Here is a 16344-nt window from a genome sequence, read left to right on the forward strand (position 1 = left end):
GTTCTTGCCGCGCGAGGCTGTGTCGGCGCTGACTGCCCGCCGGTGATCAGGTAGTGGGATCCGGGTGCGCAGTACGTTCAAGATCCCGCACAGCACATCCAGGTCTGGCAACGGCTTGCGACCCGGATACCGGAACCGACGGTCATGCTGCGGCAGCAGAGGTTCAAGCCGATCCGAGCACATCCGCCAAGCCGCAACGATCCCCGGCGCATGATCGATGGACAACGGCTCTCACGTACGGAAGAAGGCGTTCTGAGATCTTGCGGGCGGCACGGTACCGGTGCTGCGGCAGCAGGGCTCAACAGTCTCCGGACTTCGACGCACCTTCACGTTCCTCACCCTGCGCTGTCCGCCGTCACTCCCCGATGATCGCAGGATTCCAGACCATCCGTCCTGGGGGACGCACCACCTTCGAGCAGGTGCGGGCCCGCACCTCTCGGCAGCGGCGTGGCCAGGGAGTGGCCTCCCGCCGCGGCCGCGAGTCAGGTGTGTCTGTGGACCCGCGGAATCCGAGTGCCCGTCAGGTGACCGGAGGACGGCGCGTGCGTTCCTCGGAGGTGGCGGTCAGGTTGGCGGGCGTCTGTCCGTACTGCTTCTTGAAGGCGCGAATGAAGTGGCTGCTGTCCGAGAAGTGCCAGCGTGCCGCAAGTTCCGAGACGGTCGGCCGGCCCAAAGGCGCGAGCAGTTCCTGCCGGGCGCGCTCCAACCGTCTGCGGCGGACGTACGCCGATACCGACTCCTCCGCGGTGGTGAACGCCCGGTGCAGGGTGCGTACGGAGACGTTGAGGCGACGGGCCAGTGTCGCGGGGGAGAGCTCGGGGTCGGTGAGGTGCTCGTCCGCGAGATCCATGGCGGCACGGGCGAGCGCGCGGGCCAGCCGGGGTTCGGTGTCGTCGAACTCGCGCCGCAGGACTGCCCTGACGAGTTCGATCAGGGCGTCACGCGCGCCGCGCAGGCCGACGGTGCTGAGGTCGTCCGCAGTCTCGCGGACCATCGCCGCGTGGGCCGTCAGAAGGCGCATCTCTCCAGAGTCGGCCGGACCGACGACCGGCCTCCCGCCGGTGGCCCGGCCGAGCACATCGGGCGGCAGGAGCAGAACGGTCGCTTCGGTACCGGGCCGCACGTCGAACAGCAGGGGCGGGTTGTTGCGGCGGGCGATGAACGTCCCTGACGAGACGGTGACGTCGTCCCCTCGCCCGCTGGGTGAGGAGAAGCGCCAGGAACCGCGCCGCACCAGGTGCAGTTCGAACCGGTCGCCGCTCTCCCGGGCCACCGTGGGCTGGCCGAGGAAGTGTTCGCTGTGGACGTCGGAGATCAGCGTGTCGTGCGCGACGGCACCGCGGACCCTGATCCGAAAGCCCCCGCGCTTGCCAAGGTCGAGCGAGGGCAGGGGCCACGGCTCGCCGGTCTGCGCCTCGAAGGACTGCCGGAAGGCGTCGAAGCCGTCCCTGCCCGTCCGTGCCCCTGTGACGTCCAGAGTGAACGTCCTGGGCTGCCGGTCAGCCGCCTGAGCCTTCTCCACGCTCTCCTCTTCCATCAGGCAGGGAGATCCACCGGCGTGACGCTCAGGTCCAAGCGCTCCCCGCACCGAGGAGACGAAACTACAGCTTCCGACTACACGTCAGTTGAACGAGGTTCCCTTTCCATGACTGAAACGACCCCCCACCAGGCGACGGAAGAGACCACCGCCGATCCGGCAGCGGACACGGCGAGCCTGATCAACCTGATCGGCGGCGGTGTCACCGTCCAGACCCTGCACGCGGTCGCCGCGTTCCGTATCCCCGACCATCTCGCCGCCGGGGCCCGTACGGCGGGCGAGGTGGCCGACCTTGAGGGCTGTGACGAGCGGGCCGTCTACCGGTTGATGCGTGCGGCTGCCTCCTTGGGCGTGCTCAGCCATGAGGGTGGGGGCCGCTTCGGCCTCACCGGCCTGGGCCAACTGCTGCGTACCGGCGTGCCCGGCTCCCTGCGTTCCCTCCTGCTCGTCCAGGCCGGACACGCACACTGGCAGTCCCTGGGCCTGCTGCCCGAGGCGGTACGACGAGGCACGAGCCAGACGAAGAGCGCGCTGGGTTCGGACATCTTCGACTACCTCGCCCGGCCCGAGAACGCGGACCAGGCCCGGCTGTTCGCCGAGGCGATGGGCGAAGTGTCCGAGGCGGTCACCCAGGGAGCTGCCGCGGCCGTCGACACCGACGGCGTGAGCAGCGTGCTCGACGTCGGCGGCGCGGACGGACACTTCGTCCTGTCGCTGCTGGAGACCGCTCCCGCGCTGCGCGGTGGAGTGCTCGACCTGCCGCATGCTGTGGACGGCGCGGTGCGTGAGGCCGAGCGGCGCGGCCTGACGGACCGGTTCTCCGCAGTGGCCGGCGACTTCTTCACCGAGGTGCCCGCCGCCGACCTCTACCTGCTCAAGACGGTCCTGCACGACTGGGACGACGAGCGGTGCCTGACCATCCTGGGCAACTGTCGTGCCGCCGCCCCTGCGGGCGGACGTGCCCTGGTCGTGGAGACCGTCGTCGGTGAGATCGGCAAGCCCGACTTCGCCACCATGTCGGACATGGCCATGCTTGCCATCACCGGCGGCGTCGAGCGGGACCTGGACGAATTCGGCGTGCTCTTCGCGGCCTCCGGCTGGCGCCTCGGCCGCACCTACCCCGTCGGCGGCGGGTACTTCGGCCTCGAACTCGAAGCGGTCTGACCGGCCCTCTGCCGGTCGCGCGAACCGAGCGCGGCCGAACCGCTCCGGGACCGTGGAGACTCTGACGTCTCCCACGGGCTGAAGTGGCTCGGCTGCGCCGGCACCACCACACTGCCGGACGACACGCCCCCGGGGACGTCCCGGTACTCCCTGAGGAACGTCGGCAGCGGCGCCTGCGTCGACGCGCACGCCGCTGCCACTGCCTACGGCAGTTCCGGCTCCCCCCGAAGGAAGCCACCACTTCACCGCCCGCCACAGCGGCAAATGCCTGACTGCGGAGCCCACTGCCGCGAACAGTAGGCAACTCACCAGCGCACGTGCGACGGCTCGGCCGCACAGAGCCTTACGGCGACCGCCGCCCACCCCGGCGCCGAGCGCGGTGGCGGGGAGCGCCGTACTCGGGGTACATGCTGAAGGTGCCAGATGACCTGCACCGAAAGAGAGACGCAGGCCTCCTGGCGCTGTCAGCGGCGGCGAGGGGAAGGACCAGTCGGCATGGCACGTACGCGTGCGGAGGCGAGAACCAGGCATCCCCGGCACGAACGCAGGGGCGAGGCACGGCTGCCCGCGGTCGTCGCGACGCTCACCGCGATCGCCCTGTATCTGTTCCTGCCGGAGCGGCTGCTCGTCGCCCCACGCTACGTACTGCCCACCCTGGAGTGCCTGCTGCTCGTGCCGCTGGTCGCGATCAACCCCAGGCGCCTGACCCGGCAGACGAAGGCGTTCCGGGTGCTGTCCCTCACCCTCGTGGGCATCATCGCCGTCAGCAACCTGGTGGCGCTGGTCATCCTGGTTCACGAGCTGGTCTACGCCGGAGTCAAGGACGGTCGGTCCTTGCTGGTGGCGGCGCTGCAGGTATGGCTGACCAACATCATCGTCTTCGGCCTGGCCTACTGGGAGCTGGACCGCGGCGGCCCGGTCAGCCGCACCCAGCTGGCCCGCTCGGCGCTGCCGCTGGCGGACTTCCGCTTCTCGCAGGACGAGAACGACGATGCCATCCAGGAGGTGGCCGACGGCGCCAGCGGCACGTCGGACTGGGTCCCCACCCTCGTGGACTACCTCTACGTCTCCGTCACGAACTCCACGGCGTTCAGCCCGACCGACACGATGCCCCTGTCGACCCGCGCGAAGCTGTTGATGAGCGTCCAGAGCGTCTCGGCTCTGCTCACCTCGCTCCTGGTGATCGCCCGGGCCGTCAGCATTCTGCACTGAGCGCCCACCCGACGCGGGTCTCTTCCGTGAAGGTGTCGTCAGGGGCCAACCCGCCGTAGCAGACCGGTCGGTGACATTCGGGACGGATCCGCAGCAAGCTCAGGGGGCATCACACCCGGTGGCCCATGGGTCGTACAGGGGGGAGGGCACAAGCCCGCGCATCCGCCCGGGGAACCGGGCACGACCGATGGGGGAGACCATGCAGATCCGCGCCCGAGGCACCCGCACCACCCTGGTCGGCCTGGCCGAGCCGGCGGCCGCCGCGGCCGGCCGCGGCGCCCCCGACACGCCCCGGTTCCTGGAGCCGGCCCAGCTGCCGCCGTACCCGTCCTCGCCCTAATACGTGGGCCTCACGAAACATCGCCGCCCGGTCATGACGTCGCCAAGCGCTTACGAAGCCGGTGCACTGGTCGCCTGCGCCGCCGTGACCTCGCCTACCGGGCAACGGACTTCCTGTCCACGCGCATCCCGGACGCCCCCGGCCCGGGCGAGGAATGCCTGCTCCTCCTGCACACCCTCCAGGTTGTCGGCCAGGTCCGGTACCGGATCTGCACTGTCTGCACCCAGGGTTCATCACCGCCGTCGTCATCGACGAGCGCTTCCACAGCAACGGCCTGGGCCCCCGGGCGCTGTCACACCTACGGTCCCGCCACCCGGGACTGACCTGGCGCAGCACGCTGCACAAGCGCATCACTCGTGACCTCCCGCGCCGGATGCGTATTCCCACTACCGCCTCTGCAACGCTCTGCTCCCGTGCTCACCGGACACTCTCTGTCCCGGCCGGCCCGGCTAGCGGCTGACCTCGACGCACCGCGCCACGCGACGGAGACGGCATGAGTGAGGGGTGGCAGGGCATGCGAGGTGAGGCAATGGGCTGACCGGGCTTTCGGTGCCGCCCGTCGACGTCAAAAGCCTCTGGGGAGTGAGAAGGTGAAGGGCTTCCGCAGCTTCATCCTGCGCGGCAACGTGGTCGATCTGGCCGTGGGCATCGTCATCGGGGCTGCGTTCACCGCCGTGGTGAACGGCTTCGTCAGTGCCTTCCTGACACCACTGGTCGGGCTGGCCACCGGCGCCACCGGCGACATGAGCCGCAAGACCTTCACCGTAGGCGCCACCAAATTCCCCTACGGCGCCTTCATCAACGCGGCGATCAGCTTCCTCCTCCTCGCCAGCGCCCTGTACTTCCTGGTCGTGCTCCCGATCAACAAGCTCCACGAACGCCTGGCCCCGCACCAAGACGTCCAAGCCCCCAAACGGGACTGCCCCGAATGCCTCAGCCCCGTACCCGCCCAGGCCCGACGCTGCGCCTCCTGCACCGTCTCCCTGCCCGCCGTGCCCGCTCAGGCCGGGGAGACAACGCAGCGCGCCGGGTGACCTGACTTCCATGGCCCGGCCTGCGTTGCCGAACCGGCTGCGTGGCTACATGACCAGCGCTGCTGCAGCCGTGCTCGCCGACGACCCCTGAAAGGTCGGCTTTAGGCGTGGTACCCAACGCGCTGCCCGCTCGAGCTCGTGGGCTAGGTGGATCTGCTCCTGCGCTGACGCGGCCAGGCCGTCCGGCCATGACCCTCGACCCGCGCTTCGCCGACGGCAGCCGCGGGGAGAAGACCCGCCACCTCGCGGAGCGGTCCGCGCACGACGACGACCTACGCCAGGTCGCCCACCGGCTGATGGACGCCGCCGGCCTGCAGCGCGGACGCCTGACCGGACTCGTCAGAAAATGCAGGGACTTCGTCGACGCCGAGCAGGTCGCGACGCAGGTCGGTCTCGACAACGCCCGCGAAGCCCACCTGGTCGCCGAAACAGCTGTCGCCCGCGTCCGGGAGAAGTTCGGCGCGGCCGTCATGGTTCAGCCACCGTCTTCCGCGACGCTTCCTGACCCGATCGACTGAGCGAAGGTGTTCCGGCCCCGCAGAGGTGGAGGCCCGTGCTGCTTGACCTCCCCGGCCGCCCCGGCTGGTCCCATGAACTGCCGCACCGGCCCTATGTCCAGGAACCTGCCACGTCGACGCGCCCTCCTTGCCCGCGGCATTCCGCCCGGCCTGGTACGCGCCAACAGCAACAGCCTCGCACCCACGGCCACGGCGGCATCCGGCTGAACCGGGAGGAACACGCCGGCGCATCACCACCCTGCCGCAGGCGCGCTACCGCACCGAGTGGCCGGGGGAAGCAGGCGCGCCGATGCCGGGACCGTGCCTGCGTGATTCAGACGACGAACGGCCACCGCGGGTCGGTCGGGACGATCGCGTACTCGTCGAAGAACCGTTCAAAGGCTTCCCGACCGTGCGTGCGGCGGTACTCCATCACGGCTGCCGTCCCCGGTAAGGCCCATAGCGCCGCTGCGCGTTCGACGGCATGGAGGGGGGGTGCGGCGCACGGGCGGTCAGGCCTTCACGCACAGAGCAGCGTCGCGGCCTCGCCCGCCGGCTCCTTCAAGAGGCGGAGCAGAAAGAGGACGGGATCGGGATGTCCTTGGACGGGGTAGACGGGCGGTGCGATGCGGGGCGGTCCGGCGCGCTGCTTGAGGGAAGGTGAACGTATGCAATTCGACGATGACGCTGCTCTGGACACGTCCGAGGTCGAGGACGGTCGGGGAGGAGCGCTGGGCGGGATCCCGGGTGGCGGGAAGACCGTCGGCGGGGGACTGGTCGGGCTCGTGGTGCTGGTCGCGTCCGTGCTCTTCGGTGTCGACCCCGGCATGTTCGACTCGGGCGGCAGCGACACGTCCTCGTCCGGCACGTCAGCCGCGGACCTCGCGGCGAACTGCCGTACCGGTGCTGACGCCAACCGCAAGGAGGAGTGCCGGATCGTCGCCGTGGTCGACAGCGTGCAGGCGTTCTGGAAGCAGACGGAGACGGCCGCCGGCAAGCCCTACCAGGAGGCCCCGACGTTCCTGTTCACCGGCAGTGTGAACACCGGCTGCGGGAGCGCGACGTCCGACGTCGGCCCCTTCTACTGCTCAGCCGATGACAAGGTCTATCTCGACCTCGGCTTCTTCAACGACCTGAGCAGCAAGTTCGGAGCCAAGGGCGGCCCGTTCGCCGAGGCCTACGTCATCGCGCACGAATACGGCCACCACGTCCAGGACCTCAGCGGAACGATCTCCCGCGGCAGCGGAAAGGGCCAGAACAGCGGCTCGGTGAAACTCGAGTTGCAGGCGGACTGCTACGCCGGAGTGTGGGCCCACCACGCCACCACGACCCCCGACCCCAAGAGTGGTAAGCCACTGATCACCGACTTGACGCAGGACGACATCAACCGCGGGCTGGACGCGGCCGCCGCCGTCGGAGATGACCGTATTCAACAGCGCTACCAGGGCAAGGTCACACCCGACACCTGGACCCACGGCTCCGCGAGCCAGCGCCAGCAATGGTTCTCCACCGGCAACCGCTCCGGCCGCGTCGCCGACTGCAACACGTTCAGCTGACCACGCTACGACGGCACGGCCGGAGGAGCCGGGGTTGCGTGGTTGCGGGCGGAGGCATGGAGAATATTCGACCCGTTCTGCTCTCTGACGAGATGATGGGCTCATGTCGTTCACGGAATCAGCAGCGCGCGAACTTCAGGACCGTGCCGTTCTGTGGAGCATGCGCGAGATCCCGGCAGCCGATGTCGTCGCTGCCGCCTGTGATGCACTCGTTGCCGGCCTGGACAGTCCTGCCCTGCGGATCCTGGCCGCGTGCACACGTTCGGAGGCGGATTACGACGTCCCCGACCTGCTTCCCCCGGCCCTCGACGAACTGGGCCTCGTCTTCCACGCAGCGGACAGCGTTGCCGGACAGGAAGCTGCGGTGCGAGCACTGGCTGCCCGCATGCTGGCCAACGAGTTGACACCACGTGAGCTGGCCTTGCAGATCCACCACCGTTTTGGGCATGAACTCGCTGTGGCCGAACAACTCGCCCTTCTGGACGATGAGTACGACATCGTCGAGTACGGCGACAGGACACCGGCACAGGTCGACGCCGACGTTGTCACCGAGGCCCTTCGGCTCACTCAGCATCCTCGTGTCACGCCCCAAACCGAAGGATCCACCGGTTGAAGCATTTCGATAGCTTCGTGGATTCGCTGTCTTTCAGACCCTCACCGAAACGCCTCTGCCCCGTAGGCCGGATCATCTGCAGCATGTCGTCGACGTCACCCACCTAATGACACGGGGCCTTGTGTCAGGAAGTGGTGATGCGGGCGGGTTTCGCGCTCAGTGGCGAGGTCACCCGCACCTCACACCGACCTGCCGCGTTGGCGTGAATGGGTGGAGCCGGAGGTGGGCCGGAGTGCGCGGCGAGCTGGAGGGGGTGGCGCCGGGCAGGGGCAGTGCGGCGGTGGTTGCGCGACCGTGCGGTTTGAGGTGCCCGGTGTCGGTGACGTGGCCTGGCTGTCGGCCGCCACCGGCGCCGGGTTTTGGGGCTGCCGCCTGCCATCGCCTCCCGGGCCGTCATTGCTGGCCTCAGCACCACTGAACCCGCCTACCACGGCTGACCCCACCTCGGCCCGGCTGGGCCGTCTCGTCGGATCACTTCCGCCGGCCGGGGTTGTCGTCTCGTTCTCGGCTTGGCGCTGCTCGCTGCGCCGCCGTTGGAGGTAACCCACGGTGGCGACGAACACCGTGGCGCCTACGGGAAGCGCGACTGTCAGTAACTCCACGGAGGTATTGTGGCGACAGCGATGCCGCTGGCCAGCGCCTGGGAGGGACGATGCGTCGTCGGCACGGCTGCCCCCGGTGCGCGCGGGCAGACGTCGGCCCGGGATGGCCTCAGCGCGCATCGCGGTGCCTTGTCGCTTTCCACCAGGACGCCCTGACGCCCCGGGCAACCTCCAGAGGTGCCTGCAGCGGTGAATGTGTTCACCGGACGGGATGCCCGTCGGCGCAGGGGTGCGGACCGTCCTCGCGCAGGTGGCCGACCGCGCAAGAGCAGCGAGCGGGGAAATCCGTGACCGGAATGCTGCAGGTGGGGGTGGCGTCGTATCAGCGTGCGAGGATCTCGGGTGTGAGTGCTCCGAGTTTGATCCGACCCACGGCGCCCTGGGTCGTTTTCACCGCCCGGAGTGATGCGTAGGTGTCCGCCGATTCGAGTGCGTTGCTGGAGCGGGGTGGCCTGGTCCTGCGGCTTGATGCCCGCGAGCTGCTGGAACCCGCCTCGCTGTTTGGTGCGTTCGCGCGCGAGCTGTCGTTTCCCGGTTACTTCGGCCACAACTGGGGTGCCCTCGTCGACTGTCTGCACGACTGGCACGGCCCTGGGCACGTGAAGCGCGATGTTGCGCTTTTGATCGGCGAAGCGGACGTGCTCCTCGGGGCCGTTTTCCTGGGACTGTTCATCTCGGTGCTCTGTCAGGCGGCGTGGAAGACGAACCTCCAGCTCGGCGCCGGCGGCCTGCCCGACGGGGAGCGGGTGCCGTTCGTTTTGCACTTCGTGTTCCTGCTGGAGCACACCGTGTCGGCTGACTCCGCCGAAGCCGTGTCCAGGGGCAGGTGGTTGGATGTCGAGCTCACGGACCATCGGCTGACCGTCGCCTTGGACAGCGCCTACTGGAGCGGCTGAAGAAGGTGCCGCAATGCGGCGCAGTCACCGTTGGCACATGCGCCGCATGGTTTGTCGATGAGTTCGCGCGCTGTGTCGAGGTGCCCGACGTGCTGTCATGCCTGGACGGTGGGACGGACGTTGATCTCGCCGATCTCGACGTCGCCGGGCTGTTCAAGGGCGAAAGCGACCGCGCGGGCGACCGCGGCCGGCTCGATGCCCGCCGCGTCCATGTGTTGGCGTGTCTGTTCGCGGATGTGCGGGTCTGTCATGGAGTCGGCGAGGTCGGTGCGGATGTATCCGGGCGAGATGGCTGTCGTACGTACCACGCCGTCGGTGGATTCCCGGCGCAGTCCTTCGTGGATGGTGCGGACGGCGTTCTTGGTCGCCGCGTAGACGGCCATGCTGGGGGATGCGCCGTGCAGGCCGGCCACGGAGACAATGCTGACCAGGTGGCCCGCTCCTTGTTCGCGGAAGACGGGCAGTACGGCGGCGACGCCGTTGAGCATGCCGCGGAGGTTGACATCGATCATGGCCGACCAGCCTTCGGTGTCGAGGTCGGCCAGCGGGCTGATCGGGGCGATTCCGGCGTTGTTCACCAGCACGTCGATACGCCCATAGAGGTCGGTGGTGGCGCGGACCAGGCGCTGCAGGTCTTCGGCCTTGGTGACGTCGACGACGCACGCGGCGGCCCGGCCTCCCTCCTGCCGGATGTCGTGCGCGATGGCGTCGATGCGCTCGCTGCGGCGGGCTGCGAGGACGACCGCGGCGCCGCGCCGGGCGAGCAGGCGGGCCGTGGCTTCCCCGATGCCGCCGCTGGCTCCGGTGATGGCGACAATCTTGTCGTGAAGAGAGAGCACTGCTGCCTCCAGTAAAGTGGACACGTGTCCGGTGAGTTTCACCTTACCGGACACGTGTCCGCTTGTGATGACGGAACATCGGGAGATGCCTATGAGCGCGCCAGCACGCCGTCCGGATGCGGCGCGGAACCGGAGCCTTATCGTGGAGGCCGCCCGCGCAGCACTCGCCGAGTCCCCCCACGTCCACCTCAACGAGATCGCCAAACGTGCCGGTGTGGGACAGGGAACGCTCTACCGCAACTTCCCCAACCGCGAAGCGCTCCTGGCCGAGGTCTACCGGCGCGACGTCGAAGACCTCGTCACCGCCGCTCCCGCTCTGCTGGCGGAACACGAGCCGGTGGAAGCCTTGCGGCACTGGCTCGACCGGGTGATCGACTACGCCGAGATCAAACGCGGTGTCCTGGCGGCGCTCGAGCCGACGGCTTGGCAGGACCTCGTCGCCCACAGCCACAACCCCATCGAAGGCGCCCTGGCTCACCTGCTGGATGCCGGGAAAGCGGCCGGTTCCATCCGCACCGACGTGGACGCCCACGGGGTCCTCGTGCTCATCGCCTACCTCAGCCGGCTGGAACGGGACGAATGGAAATCCACGGCCCGGCCACTGATGAACGTCATCCTCGACGGCCTTCGACGACAGCACGCGGACCGGTGAGGACAACAGATCACTGAGGACATCCCGAAGGGCAACCCCCACGTCACCACACAGCAGAGCTCGCTGATTGACATGTGCTGTCCCGAACTCGTCGACAAATGGTGTCCGCTGTCACCTGCAAAGCCGGCGGGCACGGTGCATGCAGGGCTCAGGAGCGGAGCCCCAGCCGGATTGCGGTGGCGGTCACCGTGCCGTGGAGGACGCACCGACGATCGAAGCGGGTGGTCACGGCGCGGAAACCTTCGAGGGCGTTGATCGTTCGCTCGTTCTCGTTCCTGCGGGCACAGGGGAGCCGCGCAGGCATCTTCATCCGGCCGGACGGCCAGGCGGTTTGCACAGTTCAGGGCCGCAGGGTCTCTGCTTGTGGATCGAAGCAGGTGAGTCCCCGTGTGCGGGCCAGGGTGGCGGCGTACTGAGACACTTCCTCGGCCCTGCCGTAGGACATGAGCAGGTAGACGATCGGTCCTGATGCCTCATCCGCCACCGGTGGTGAGGCCCAGGGGCTGTCATGTGCGTCGTCGGATACCGTTCGAGGAGCGCCTCGATGTAGGCCTTGATGCAGGGCGTCGGTTCCACGACCGCGTCATCGGAGTCGAGGTAGCGCTCGTAGAGCTCGTCGTAGACAACACCGGCTGCGTCGTTGTCGCGCGGCGGCTCGCCCTCCCAGACGGCCAGGTCAAAAGTCATGGCCGAATGATCGCAAAGGGGTGATCCGGCCTGGGCCAGCACCCTCTTGAAGGCGGCCCGGGAACGACCCATGGACTCCCGCTTCGCGCGGCTGGCCCCCGCCCCGCCCCCTCTCCTCTCGTGCTGCCTTGAGCCGGATCCGTCCTGCCCGCTTCGCTTCGTGTTGGCGCCGCGAGCTGCTGCCGGGACTGAGGGTGCTGGTCAACCAGGACCGGATGCACGAGAGCCTGCACGGCTAGTTGCAGGCTCGGGACTGGGCCGGGTTGGGTGACTTGCTGGCTGAGGACTTGGTGGTGGAGTGGCCGGTCGGCGGGAAAGAGCTGGTGCCGGTCTTGCTGATGGTCCCGCCGAAGGCGAGGCGGTCGACGATGGCCGGGCAGAGGCCGGGCTGAATCCGCAATCTGAGAGCGGCCATGCACGCGCCCTAGGGCACAGGATGAGCGCGGCTCGGAGGACGGTCCGCGGAGCTCATCCACGGCTGCGGGGCCGGCCGGTCCGTCGACGGCTGCCGGCCCCGTGTCCGGTTAACTTTCGGCCGCGGTGAGGGTGGCGAGTTCGCGGTCGACGGCGAGCTGGTGCGCCTCGGCGTCCTCACGCGCCTTCTTCGGGCTCCAGCGGCCTGCCATCACGAAAACGAAGGGCAGGAACAGCACTTGGCCGCCGACGCAGATCCACCACCAGTTGCGCCACTCGCCGGGTCCGTCCTTCGACGCCTTCTGGACCTGGGGGCCGTATTCCCGCAACAACTTGAGCTGAGGTGCGGCCTTTTGCACGACAGCCAGGTTCGCCGCACCGACTTCCTTGACTGCGCGGGCGCCCAGGGTGGGTGGCACCGTGGTCGGGGTGTACTTGTCCAGTTCGGCGAAGAGTTGAGGATGCGCGTTGATGATGGTGAGCGCGGGCGCGGCCTGGGCCGAGGCAGCCTTGACCTCAGCGCCGTGCTCCACCAGCGGGGTCACGGACGTCACGAGGACGGGGATGAAGGCTGCGGAGACGGCGACGACGATGCGCACTGTCCACCCCCACACCGCCAAACCCGCTGCCGTTGCTGCCGGGTTGTGCTTTTCCACGGTCTCGGTGAAGCTCGCCATCCAGGGCGCGTAGGCGATGCCGCTGAAGACCCCGATGCCGATGAACAGCAGCGCGAAGGTGTAGTAGTCGGTCGTCGGGTGAGTGGCGCGGGTGGCGAAGATCGCGGTCACCACGATGGAGCCGACCGCGCCGACGATCATGAACGGCTTGCGGACCTTCAAGCGGTCCGAGAGCAGGCCCACCAGGACCAGGGCGATGGCGTTCGCGCCCCAATACCAGTTGGCCAGCGCGTTGGTGCGCTGCTCGGTGTAGCCGAATGTGGTCGCGAAGTAGACGACGAAGTTGCCGACCGCCGCGTAGTAGAGCAGCAGGAACACGGCGATGGCGAAGGCCGATCCCAGCACGTCCAGGCGCATCATCTGCCGCCACTCGCCGCGGCGCACAGCCTCGGTGTCCAGCCCCCTGGCGCGCGCCTCGACCAGTGCCCGGTCCCGCAGCGACACCATGGTCTGGTCGCGCAGGGCAGGGGACAGCTCGCGCAGCGCGAAGATCGCCACGACGAAGACGGCGAATCCTGCCATCGCCGAATACCGCAACTCGTCCTGCCAGGTTGCTGTGTCCAGGGTGTTGCTGGTGACGGTGGTGACCACCAGAGAGCCGATGACCGGCCCCATCGTCCAGTACCCCATCGCGGTGGCCCGGCCGAGTTGAGGGGAGAAGTCTCTGATCAGCGCGGGGGTGGCGACGAGCACGATGCCCTCGATGAAGCTGACGAGCGCGAAGAGCACCATATAGGCGCTCTTGCTCGCCGCGTTCGGCAGCCCGAAGAAGACCAGCAGTGAGGCGATCAGCAACCCGTAGACCACCAGATTCGCCCGGCCCCAGCGATCGGCGAGACCGGCGACGAGCGAGGCGAATGCCCCGATCGCATTGCCGATCACCGAGACCCAGACGAAGTAGCGGTACGTCATGTCGAAGTGCGTGATGATCGACGTCGCCACCGCGTACTGGATGTAGAGCATGTAGTACAGCACGACGGTGGTGATGACCACGATTGCGAGATAGGCCATACGGCGACCGGTGGGCGGATAGTCGGCCAGGTCGCGATGGTACAGGCGGGTCAGCGGGCCGTGGGCGTTCACGCCGGGCCCTTCAGGCGTGGGTCTGTCGGCGTCGAACGCCGTCGGTGTGGCGGACATGCGGCTCCTCCTGCTGATACGGAAACGGAAACCGGGTGTGGCGTCACGGCGACGGGGCTCGGTGCGCCCGGCTCCGAGAGCGTGGCCAGAGGCTAGTACCGACTAGTCGGTACGCCTAGAGGTCGGCGCAAGGTTGTTCACCCCGCTCGTCACTTTGACCGCCGACACAAACGGCTAAGCCGTCCGTGGGCCGCGCAGCATCCCTGACAGACCATGACCCGCTCATCGTCGGCCGCGAAACCGCTGTCAACCTCATGGCCTGGGCTCTTACCAGCCCGAACACGGGGGACGTTCGGCAGCGCGCGCACCGAATGCTCGCTCCTCAGGCGTCGGAGTTCCGGTTGGGTGAGGGCCGGGAGCGATCGAAGTCGTCGCCGCGCCGCTGCAACGCACGTACAGCGGCTCTTCGGAATCGGTCTGAAGCCTGATCCGCGGCGGGGGCGTCGGTTCCTTGCGTGAGCCATCCCGCTCGATTCGCGCAACAGCGGCAGCCGTCTCGTTCGCGGTCCGAGCCGCTGGGTTCGTCTCACGGGAGGCCTTCCGCGTGCCGTAGGCGGCAGCGCCGCTTCTCACTTGCCTGGTCGCCGCTCACCACAACTGATATGGCGAGTGATTCCGCGCTGGAGGCCGTTCACGGCTTCAACCCGGTGCCCACACCCTGTGGCCGGCCCGGGTGGAGCCCCGCCCGCGTCATCGGGATTCTCCCCTTTCAGGGCGGAGGGGCGGCAGCGTCACATCCGTCCGCGCAGTACGCCGACGCGTCGGCCCGGACAACGGCACCCGGCTGCTTCGAGAACGGTTAAAGGATGGCGACGCACACCGAGTCATGCGTCATCGGGCGGGTGTACAGGTCGACACCCTCCGGGAGACGTGTTGGGCGGACAACCACGAGTACCTGGGCAAGCCCGCTGATCCCACTTCGGGTCTGAATCTCCTCGGAGCACGCAACGACGACCCGGTCACCGGCCGCTTCCTGTCGGTCGACCCGGTTTTCGAGAGCAACGAGCCGAACCAGTTGGGCGGCTACGGCTACGGGGCCGACAACCCCGTCTCGGGAAGCGATCCCGACGGCCTGGCCTGGTACTCGGGCTGGGGCAGTTCGGTCGGCAGCTTCTTCTGCGGCGTGGGCGACAGCTTCGTCGGCGACCCGGGGCAGTAAAGGGTCAATACGCTCTCCGACGGCTGGAACGGGTTCGCGAGCATCGCCAACGGCGACAACCAGTGGTTCACAACCAGTGGTTCAACGGCTGGACCGGCTACTCGAACGAGACCCCGTTCCAGCTCGGCCACACCGGTTACGTCTACGACCACCCGCTGGCCAACCTCTTCGGCGTGGACACCGGCTCGACCTCGTACGTGGCCGGCCAGTGGACCGGCGTGGTCGGTACCTTCGCCATCGACGGTTACGGCGCCTACAAGGCGGTCAGCGGCGGAATCAAGGCGGTCAAGCTCGCCATGTCCGAGGGCGAGGACTTCGTCGGAGCGGTCAAACGACTGCTCTCCGGCGACCTGCCCACCACCACCCCGGCCGACCCGGCACCCACGACACCCAAGTCCGGCGACGCCCCCTCGACCCCCAAGGCGGGCACCGGCAAGGGCGGCAAGGAGCCGGGCGGCAGCGGGAAGTCCGGCGCCCGGAGCGGCGACGAGCCGAGCGCGGGCTCGGAGTCGAAACAGGCAACGCCTACCGCAGCAAGCGCGACAAGAAGCCGAACGAGTACCCGCAGGGACTGGTGGTGAGCCTCGGCAGGCTCAAGGAGACCCTGGCCAGGGCGGGTTACCGCTCCGAGTGGGAAAGGTACGACGTGGTCCACAAGGCCCCCATCATCGACCCGGACTCGGGAGAGTACAACTTCGGCAACAGCCCGCACACGATGAAGACGACCCACCCCTACACCGAACGCCCGAACCTGGGCCGGAACGGGTTGCCGATCATCCAGATCTCCAACAAGGGGCTGCGAAGCATGGAGGAGGCCGTGGTGACGTTCTTCCATGAGACCTACCACCACTACCGCATGGCCAACTACGGAGACACGGGATCCGAGAAGGAGGCCGACACCACGACCGTCGTACCCAGCCCCCTCCGAGAGGCCCATCCATGATCCGCCGTTATGACCAGCACCACCGAGAGTCGCTCGGCGCTCAACTGCACCTGCCCCTGTCCGAAAGAGTCTGTCCTCTCTGCGGCCACGCCGCGATGCGCAACTACCACCATGAGTCATATGGCCGACCGACACCGGCATGGATCAACTACCTGTGGTGCGCCAACTGCCACACCTACTCGTCGTCCTTCACCGCTGCCGAACGTAAAATGGTCGAGAGCGACCCGCTGCTCGCGGAATTCGGCGACCGGATCGGCGAGATCTTCGACAACCCCGAGCGTCTACTGAAGATCCTCGATGGCTACTGGAAGGCGGGGAAACTCCCTCAGGTGATCTCCCGCCGCCCCCGCGCGAGTTGACACGGCAGTGGTAATGGAGGACG

17 protein-coding genes and 1 pseudogene are annotated in these 16344 nt (G+C 68.2%); 13 read left to right on the forward strand and 5 right to left on the reverse strand.

The window, feature by feature from the left end:
- Positions 1-57 precede the first annotated feature (57 nt).
- Positions 58-183: pseudogene (locus tag M8J74_RS21005) on the reverse strand (IS5/IS1182 family transposase); the annotation flags it as partial.
- A gap of 337 nt (positions 184-520) precedes the next feature.
- A complete protein-coding gene (locus M8J74_RS21010) occupies positions 521-1537 on the reverse strand; it encodes a helix-turn-helix domain-containing protein (protein WP_249837911.1) in 1017 nt (338 codons plus the stop codon).
- 108 nt (positions 1538-1645) lie between these two features.
- Here M8J74_RS21010 and M8J74_RS21015 point away from each other — a divergent pair, with 108 nt between their 5' ends.
- The 8 genes from M8J74_RS21015 (at position 1646) to M8J74_RS21050 (ending at position 9451) form a co-directional block, all read left to right on the forward strand.
- Complete coding sequence (locus tag M8J74_RS21015) at positions 1646-2701, forward strand: methyltransferase (protein WP_249837912.1); 1056 nt, start codon at positions 1646-1648, stop codon at positions 2699-2701.
- Between the two features lie 495 nt (positions 2702-3196).
- Positions 3197-3913 carry a hypothetical protein gene (locus M8J74_RS21020; RefSeq protein ID WP_249837913.1) on the forward strand — a complete coding sequence of 239 codons (717 nt, stop codon included), beginning with the start codon at positions 3197-3199 and terminating at the stop codon, positions 3911-3913.
- A gap of 199 nt (positions 3914-4112) precedes the next feature.
- On the forward strand, positions 4113-4253 hold the full coding sequence (locus M8J74_RS21025) for a hypothetical protein (protein WP_249837914.1): 141 nt from the start codon (positions 4113-4115) through the stop codon (positions 4251-4253).
- A gap of 590 nt (positions 4254-4843) precedes the next feature.
- Entirely contained in the window at positions 4844-5287 is a 444-nt protein-coding gene (mscL, locus tag M8J74_RS21030; protein ID WP_249837915.1) for a large conductance mechanosensitive channel protein MscL, read from the forward strand.
- Between the two features lie 188 nt (positions 5288-5475).
- Positions 5476-5805 (forward strand): hypothetical protein, encoded by a 330-nt coding sequence (locus tag M8J74_RS21035; protein WP_249837916.1) that lies wholly within the window; start codon positions 5476-5478, stop codon positions 5803-5805.
- 647 nt (positions 5806-6452) lie between these two features.
- Positions 6453-7340: a KPN_02809 family neutral zinc metallopeptidase gene (gene ypfJ / locus M8J74_RS21040; protein WP_249837917.1), complete on the forward strand. Its 888-nt coding sequence runs from the start codon at positions 6453-6455 to the stop codon at positions 7338-7340.
- A 103-nt stretch (positions 7341-7443) separates the two neighbouring features.
- Positions 7444-7953 (forward strand): hypothetical protein, encoded by a 510-nt coding sequence (locus M8J74_RS21045; protein WP_249837918.1) that lies wholly within the window; start codon positions 7444-7446, stop codon positions 7951-7953.
- 1015 nt (positions 7954-8968) lie between these two features.
- Positions 8969-9451 (forward strand): barstar family protein, encoded by a 483-nt coding sequence (locus M8J74_RS21050; protein WP_249837919.1) that lies wholly within the window; start codon positions 8969-8971, stop codon positions 9449-9451.
- Between the two features lie 95 nt (positions 9452-9546).
- Here M8J74_RS21050 and M8J74_RS21055 read toward each other — a convergent pair whose 3' ends face one another.
- Entirely contained in the window at positions 9547-10290 is a 744-nt protein-coding gene (locus M8J74_RS21055) for an SDR family oxidoreductase (protein ID WP_249837964.1), read from the reverse strand.
- Positions 10291-10432: 142 nt separating this feature from the next.
- On the opposite strand from M8J74_RS21055, the gene M8J74_RS21060 reads away from it, so the two are divergent.
- The gene (locus M8J74_RS21060; protein ID WP_249837920.1) at positions 10433-10942 is read left to right on the forward strand and encodes a TetR/AcrR family transcriptional regulator; all 510 of its coding nucleotides are present in this window, start codon (positions 10433-10435) and stop codon (positions 10940-10942) included.
- A 922-nt stretch (positions 10943-11864) separates the two neighbouring features.
- On the opposite strand, the gene M8J74_RS21075 is transcribed toward M8J74_RS21060, so the two are convergent.
- Positions 11865-12044, reverse strand: a complete 180-nt coding sequence (locus M8J74_RS21075) for a hypothetical protein (RefSeq protein ID WP_249837921.1) — start codon at positions 12042-12044, stop codon at positions 11865-11867.
- Positions 12045-12153: 109 nt separating this feature from the next.
- Positions 12154-13860 carry an MFS transporter gene (locus M8J74_RS21080; RefSeq protein ID WP_249837922.1) on the reverse strand — a complete coding sequence of 569 codons (1707 nt, stop codon included), beginning with the start codon at positions 13858-13860 and terminating at the stop codon, positions 12154-12156.
- Between the two features lie 826 nt (positions 13861-14686).
- On the opposite strand from M8J74_RS21080, the gene M8J74_RS21085 reads away from it, so the two are divergent.
- From M8J74_RS21085 to M8J74_RS21100, 4 genes are all read left to right on the forward strand, one after another.
- The gene (locus M8J74_RS21085) at positions 14687-15019 is read left to right on the forward strand and encodes an RHS repeat-associated core domain-containing protein (RefSeq protein WP_249837923.1); all 333 of its coding nucleotides are present in this window, start codon (positions 14687-14689) and stop codon (positions 15017-15019) included.
- Between the two features lie 62 nt (positions 15020-15081).
- Positions 15082-15600, forward strand: a complete 519-nt coding sequence (locus M8J74_RS21090) for a hypothetical protein (protein WP_249837924.1) — start codon at positions 15082-15084, stop codon at positions 15598-15600.
- Positions 15597-15962 (forward strand): hypothetical protein, encoded by a 366-nt coding sequence (locus tag M8J74_RS21095; protein ID WP_249837925.1) that lies wholly within the window; start codon positions 15597-15599, stop codon positions 15960-15962. The genes M8J74_RS21090 and M8J74_RS21095 overlap by 4 nt, the downstream gene beginning before the upstream one ends.
- Positions 15959-16321 carry a hypothetical protein gene (locus M8J74_RS21100; RefSeq protein ID WP_249837926.1) on the forward strand — a complete coding sequence of 121 codons (363 nt, stop codon included), beginning with the start codon at positions 15959-15961 and terminating at the stop codon, positions 16319-16321. Before M8J74_RS21095 ends, M8J74_RS21100 begins: the two co-directional genes overlap by 4 nt.
- Positions 16322-16344: the final 23 nt, after the last annotated feature.

Origin of the sequence: Streptomyces panaciradicis (assembly GCF_023516615.1) — a bacterium.
Lineage (GTDB): Bacteria > Actinomycetota > Actinomycetes > Streptomycetales > Streptomycetaceae > Streptomyces > Streptomyces panaciradicis.

Bases quoted from the DNA above. Each gene is read 5' to 3' on its own strand.
- M8J74_RS21010 (WP_249837911.1), bottom strand. From the start codon at position 1,537: ATGGAAGAGGAGAGCGTGGAGAAGGCTCAGGCGGCTGACCGGCAGCCC.
- M8J74_RS21015 (WP_249837912.1), top strand. From the start codon at position 1,646: ATGACTGAAACGACCCCCCACCAGGCGACGGAAGAGACCACCGCCGAT.
- M8J74_RS21020 (WP_249837913.1), top strand. From the start codon at position 3,197: ATGGCACGTACGCGTGCGGAGGCGAGAACCAGGCATCCCCGGCACGAA.
- M8J74_RS21025 (WP_249837914.1), top strand. From the start codon at position 4,113: ATGCAGATCCGCGCCCGAGGCACCCGCACCACCCTGGTCGGCCTGGCC.
- M8J74_RS21035 (WP_249837916.1), top strand. From the start codon at position 5,476: ATGACCCTCGACCCGCGCTTCGCCGACGGCAGCCGCGGGGAGAAGACC.
- ypfJ (WP_249837917.1), top strand. From the start codon at position 6,453: ATGCAATTCGACGATGACGCTGCTCTGGACACGTCCGAGGTCGAGGAC.
- M8J74_RS21045 (WP_249837918.1), top strand. From the start codon at position 7,444: ATGTCGTTCACGGAATCAGCAGCGCGCGAACTTCAGGACCGTGCCGTT.
- M8J74_RS21075 (WP_249837921.1), bottom strand. From the start codon at position 12,044: ATGGCCGCTCTCAGATTGCGGATTCAGCCCGGCCTCTGCCCGGCCATC.
- M8J74_RS21080 (WP_249837922.1), bottom strand. From the start codon at position 13,860: ATGTCCGCCACACCGACGGCGTTCGACGCCGACAGACCCACGCCTGAA.
- M8J74_RS21085 (WP_249837923.1), top strand. From the start codon at position 14,687: ATGCGTCATCGGGCGGGTGTACAGGTCGACACCCTCCGGGAGACGTGT.
- M8J74_RS21100 (WP_249837926.1), top strand. From the start codon at position 15,959: ATGATCCGCCGTTATGACCAGCACCACCGAGAGTCGCTCGGCGCTCAA.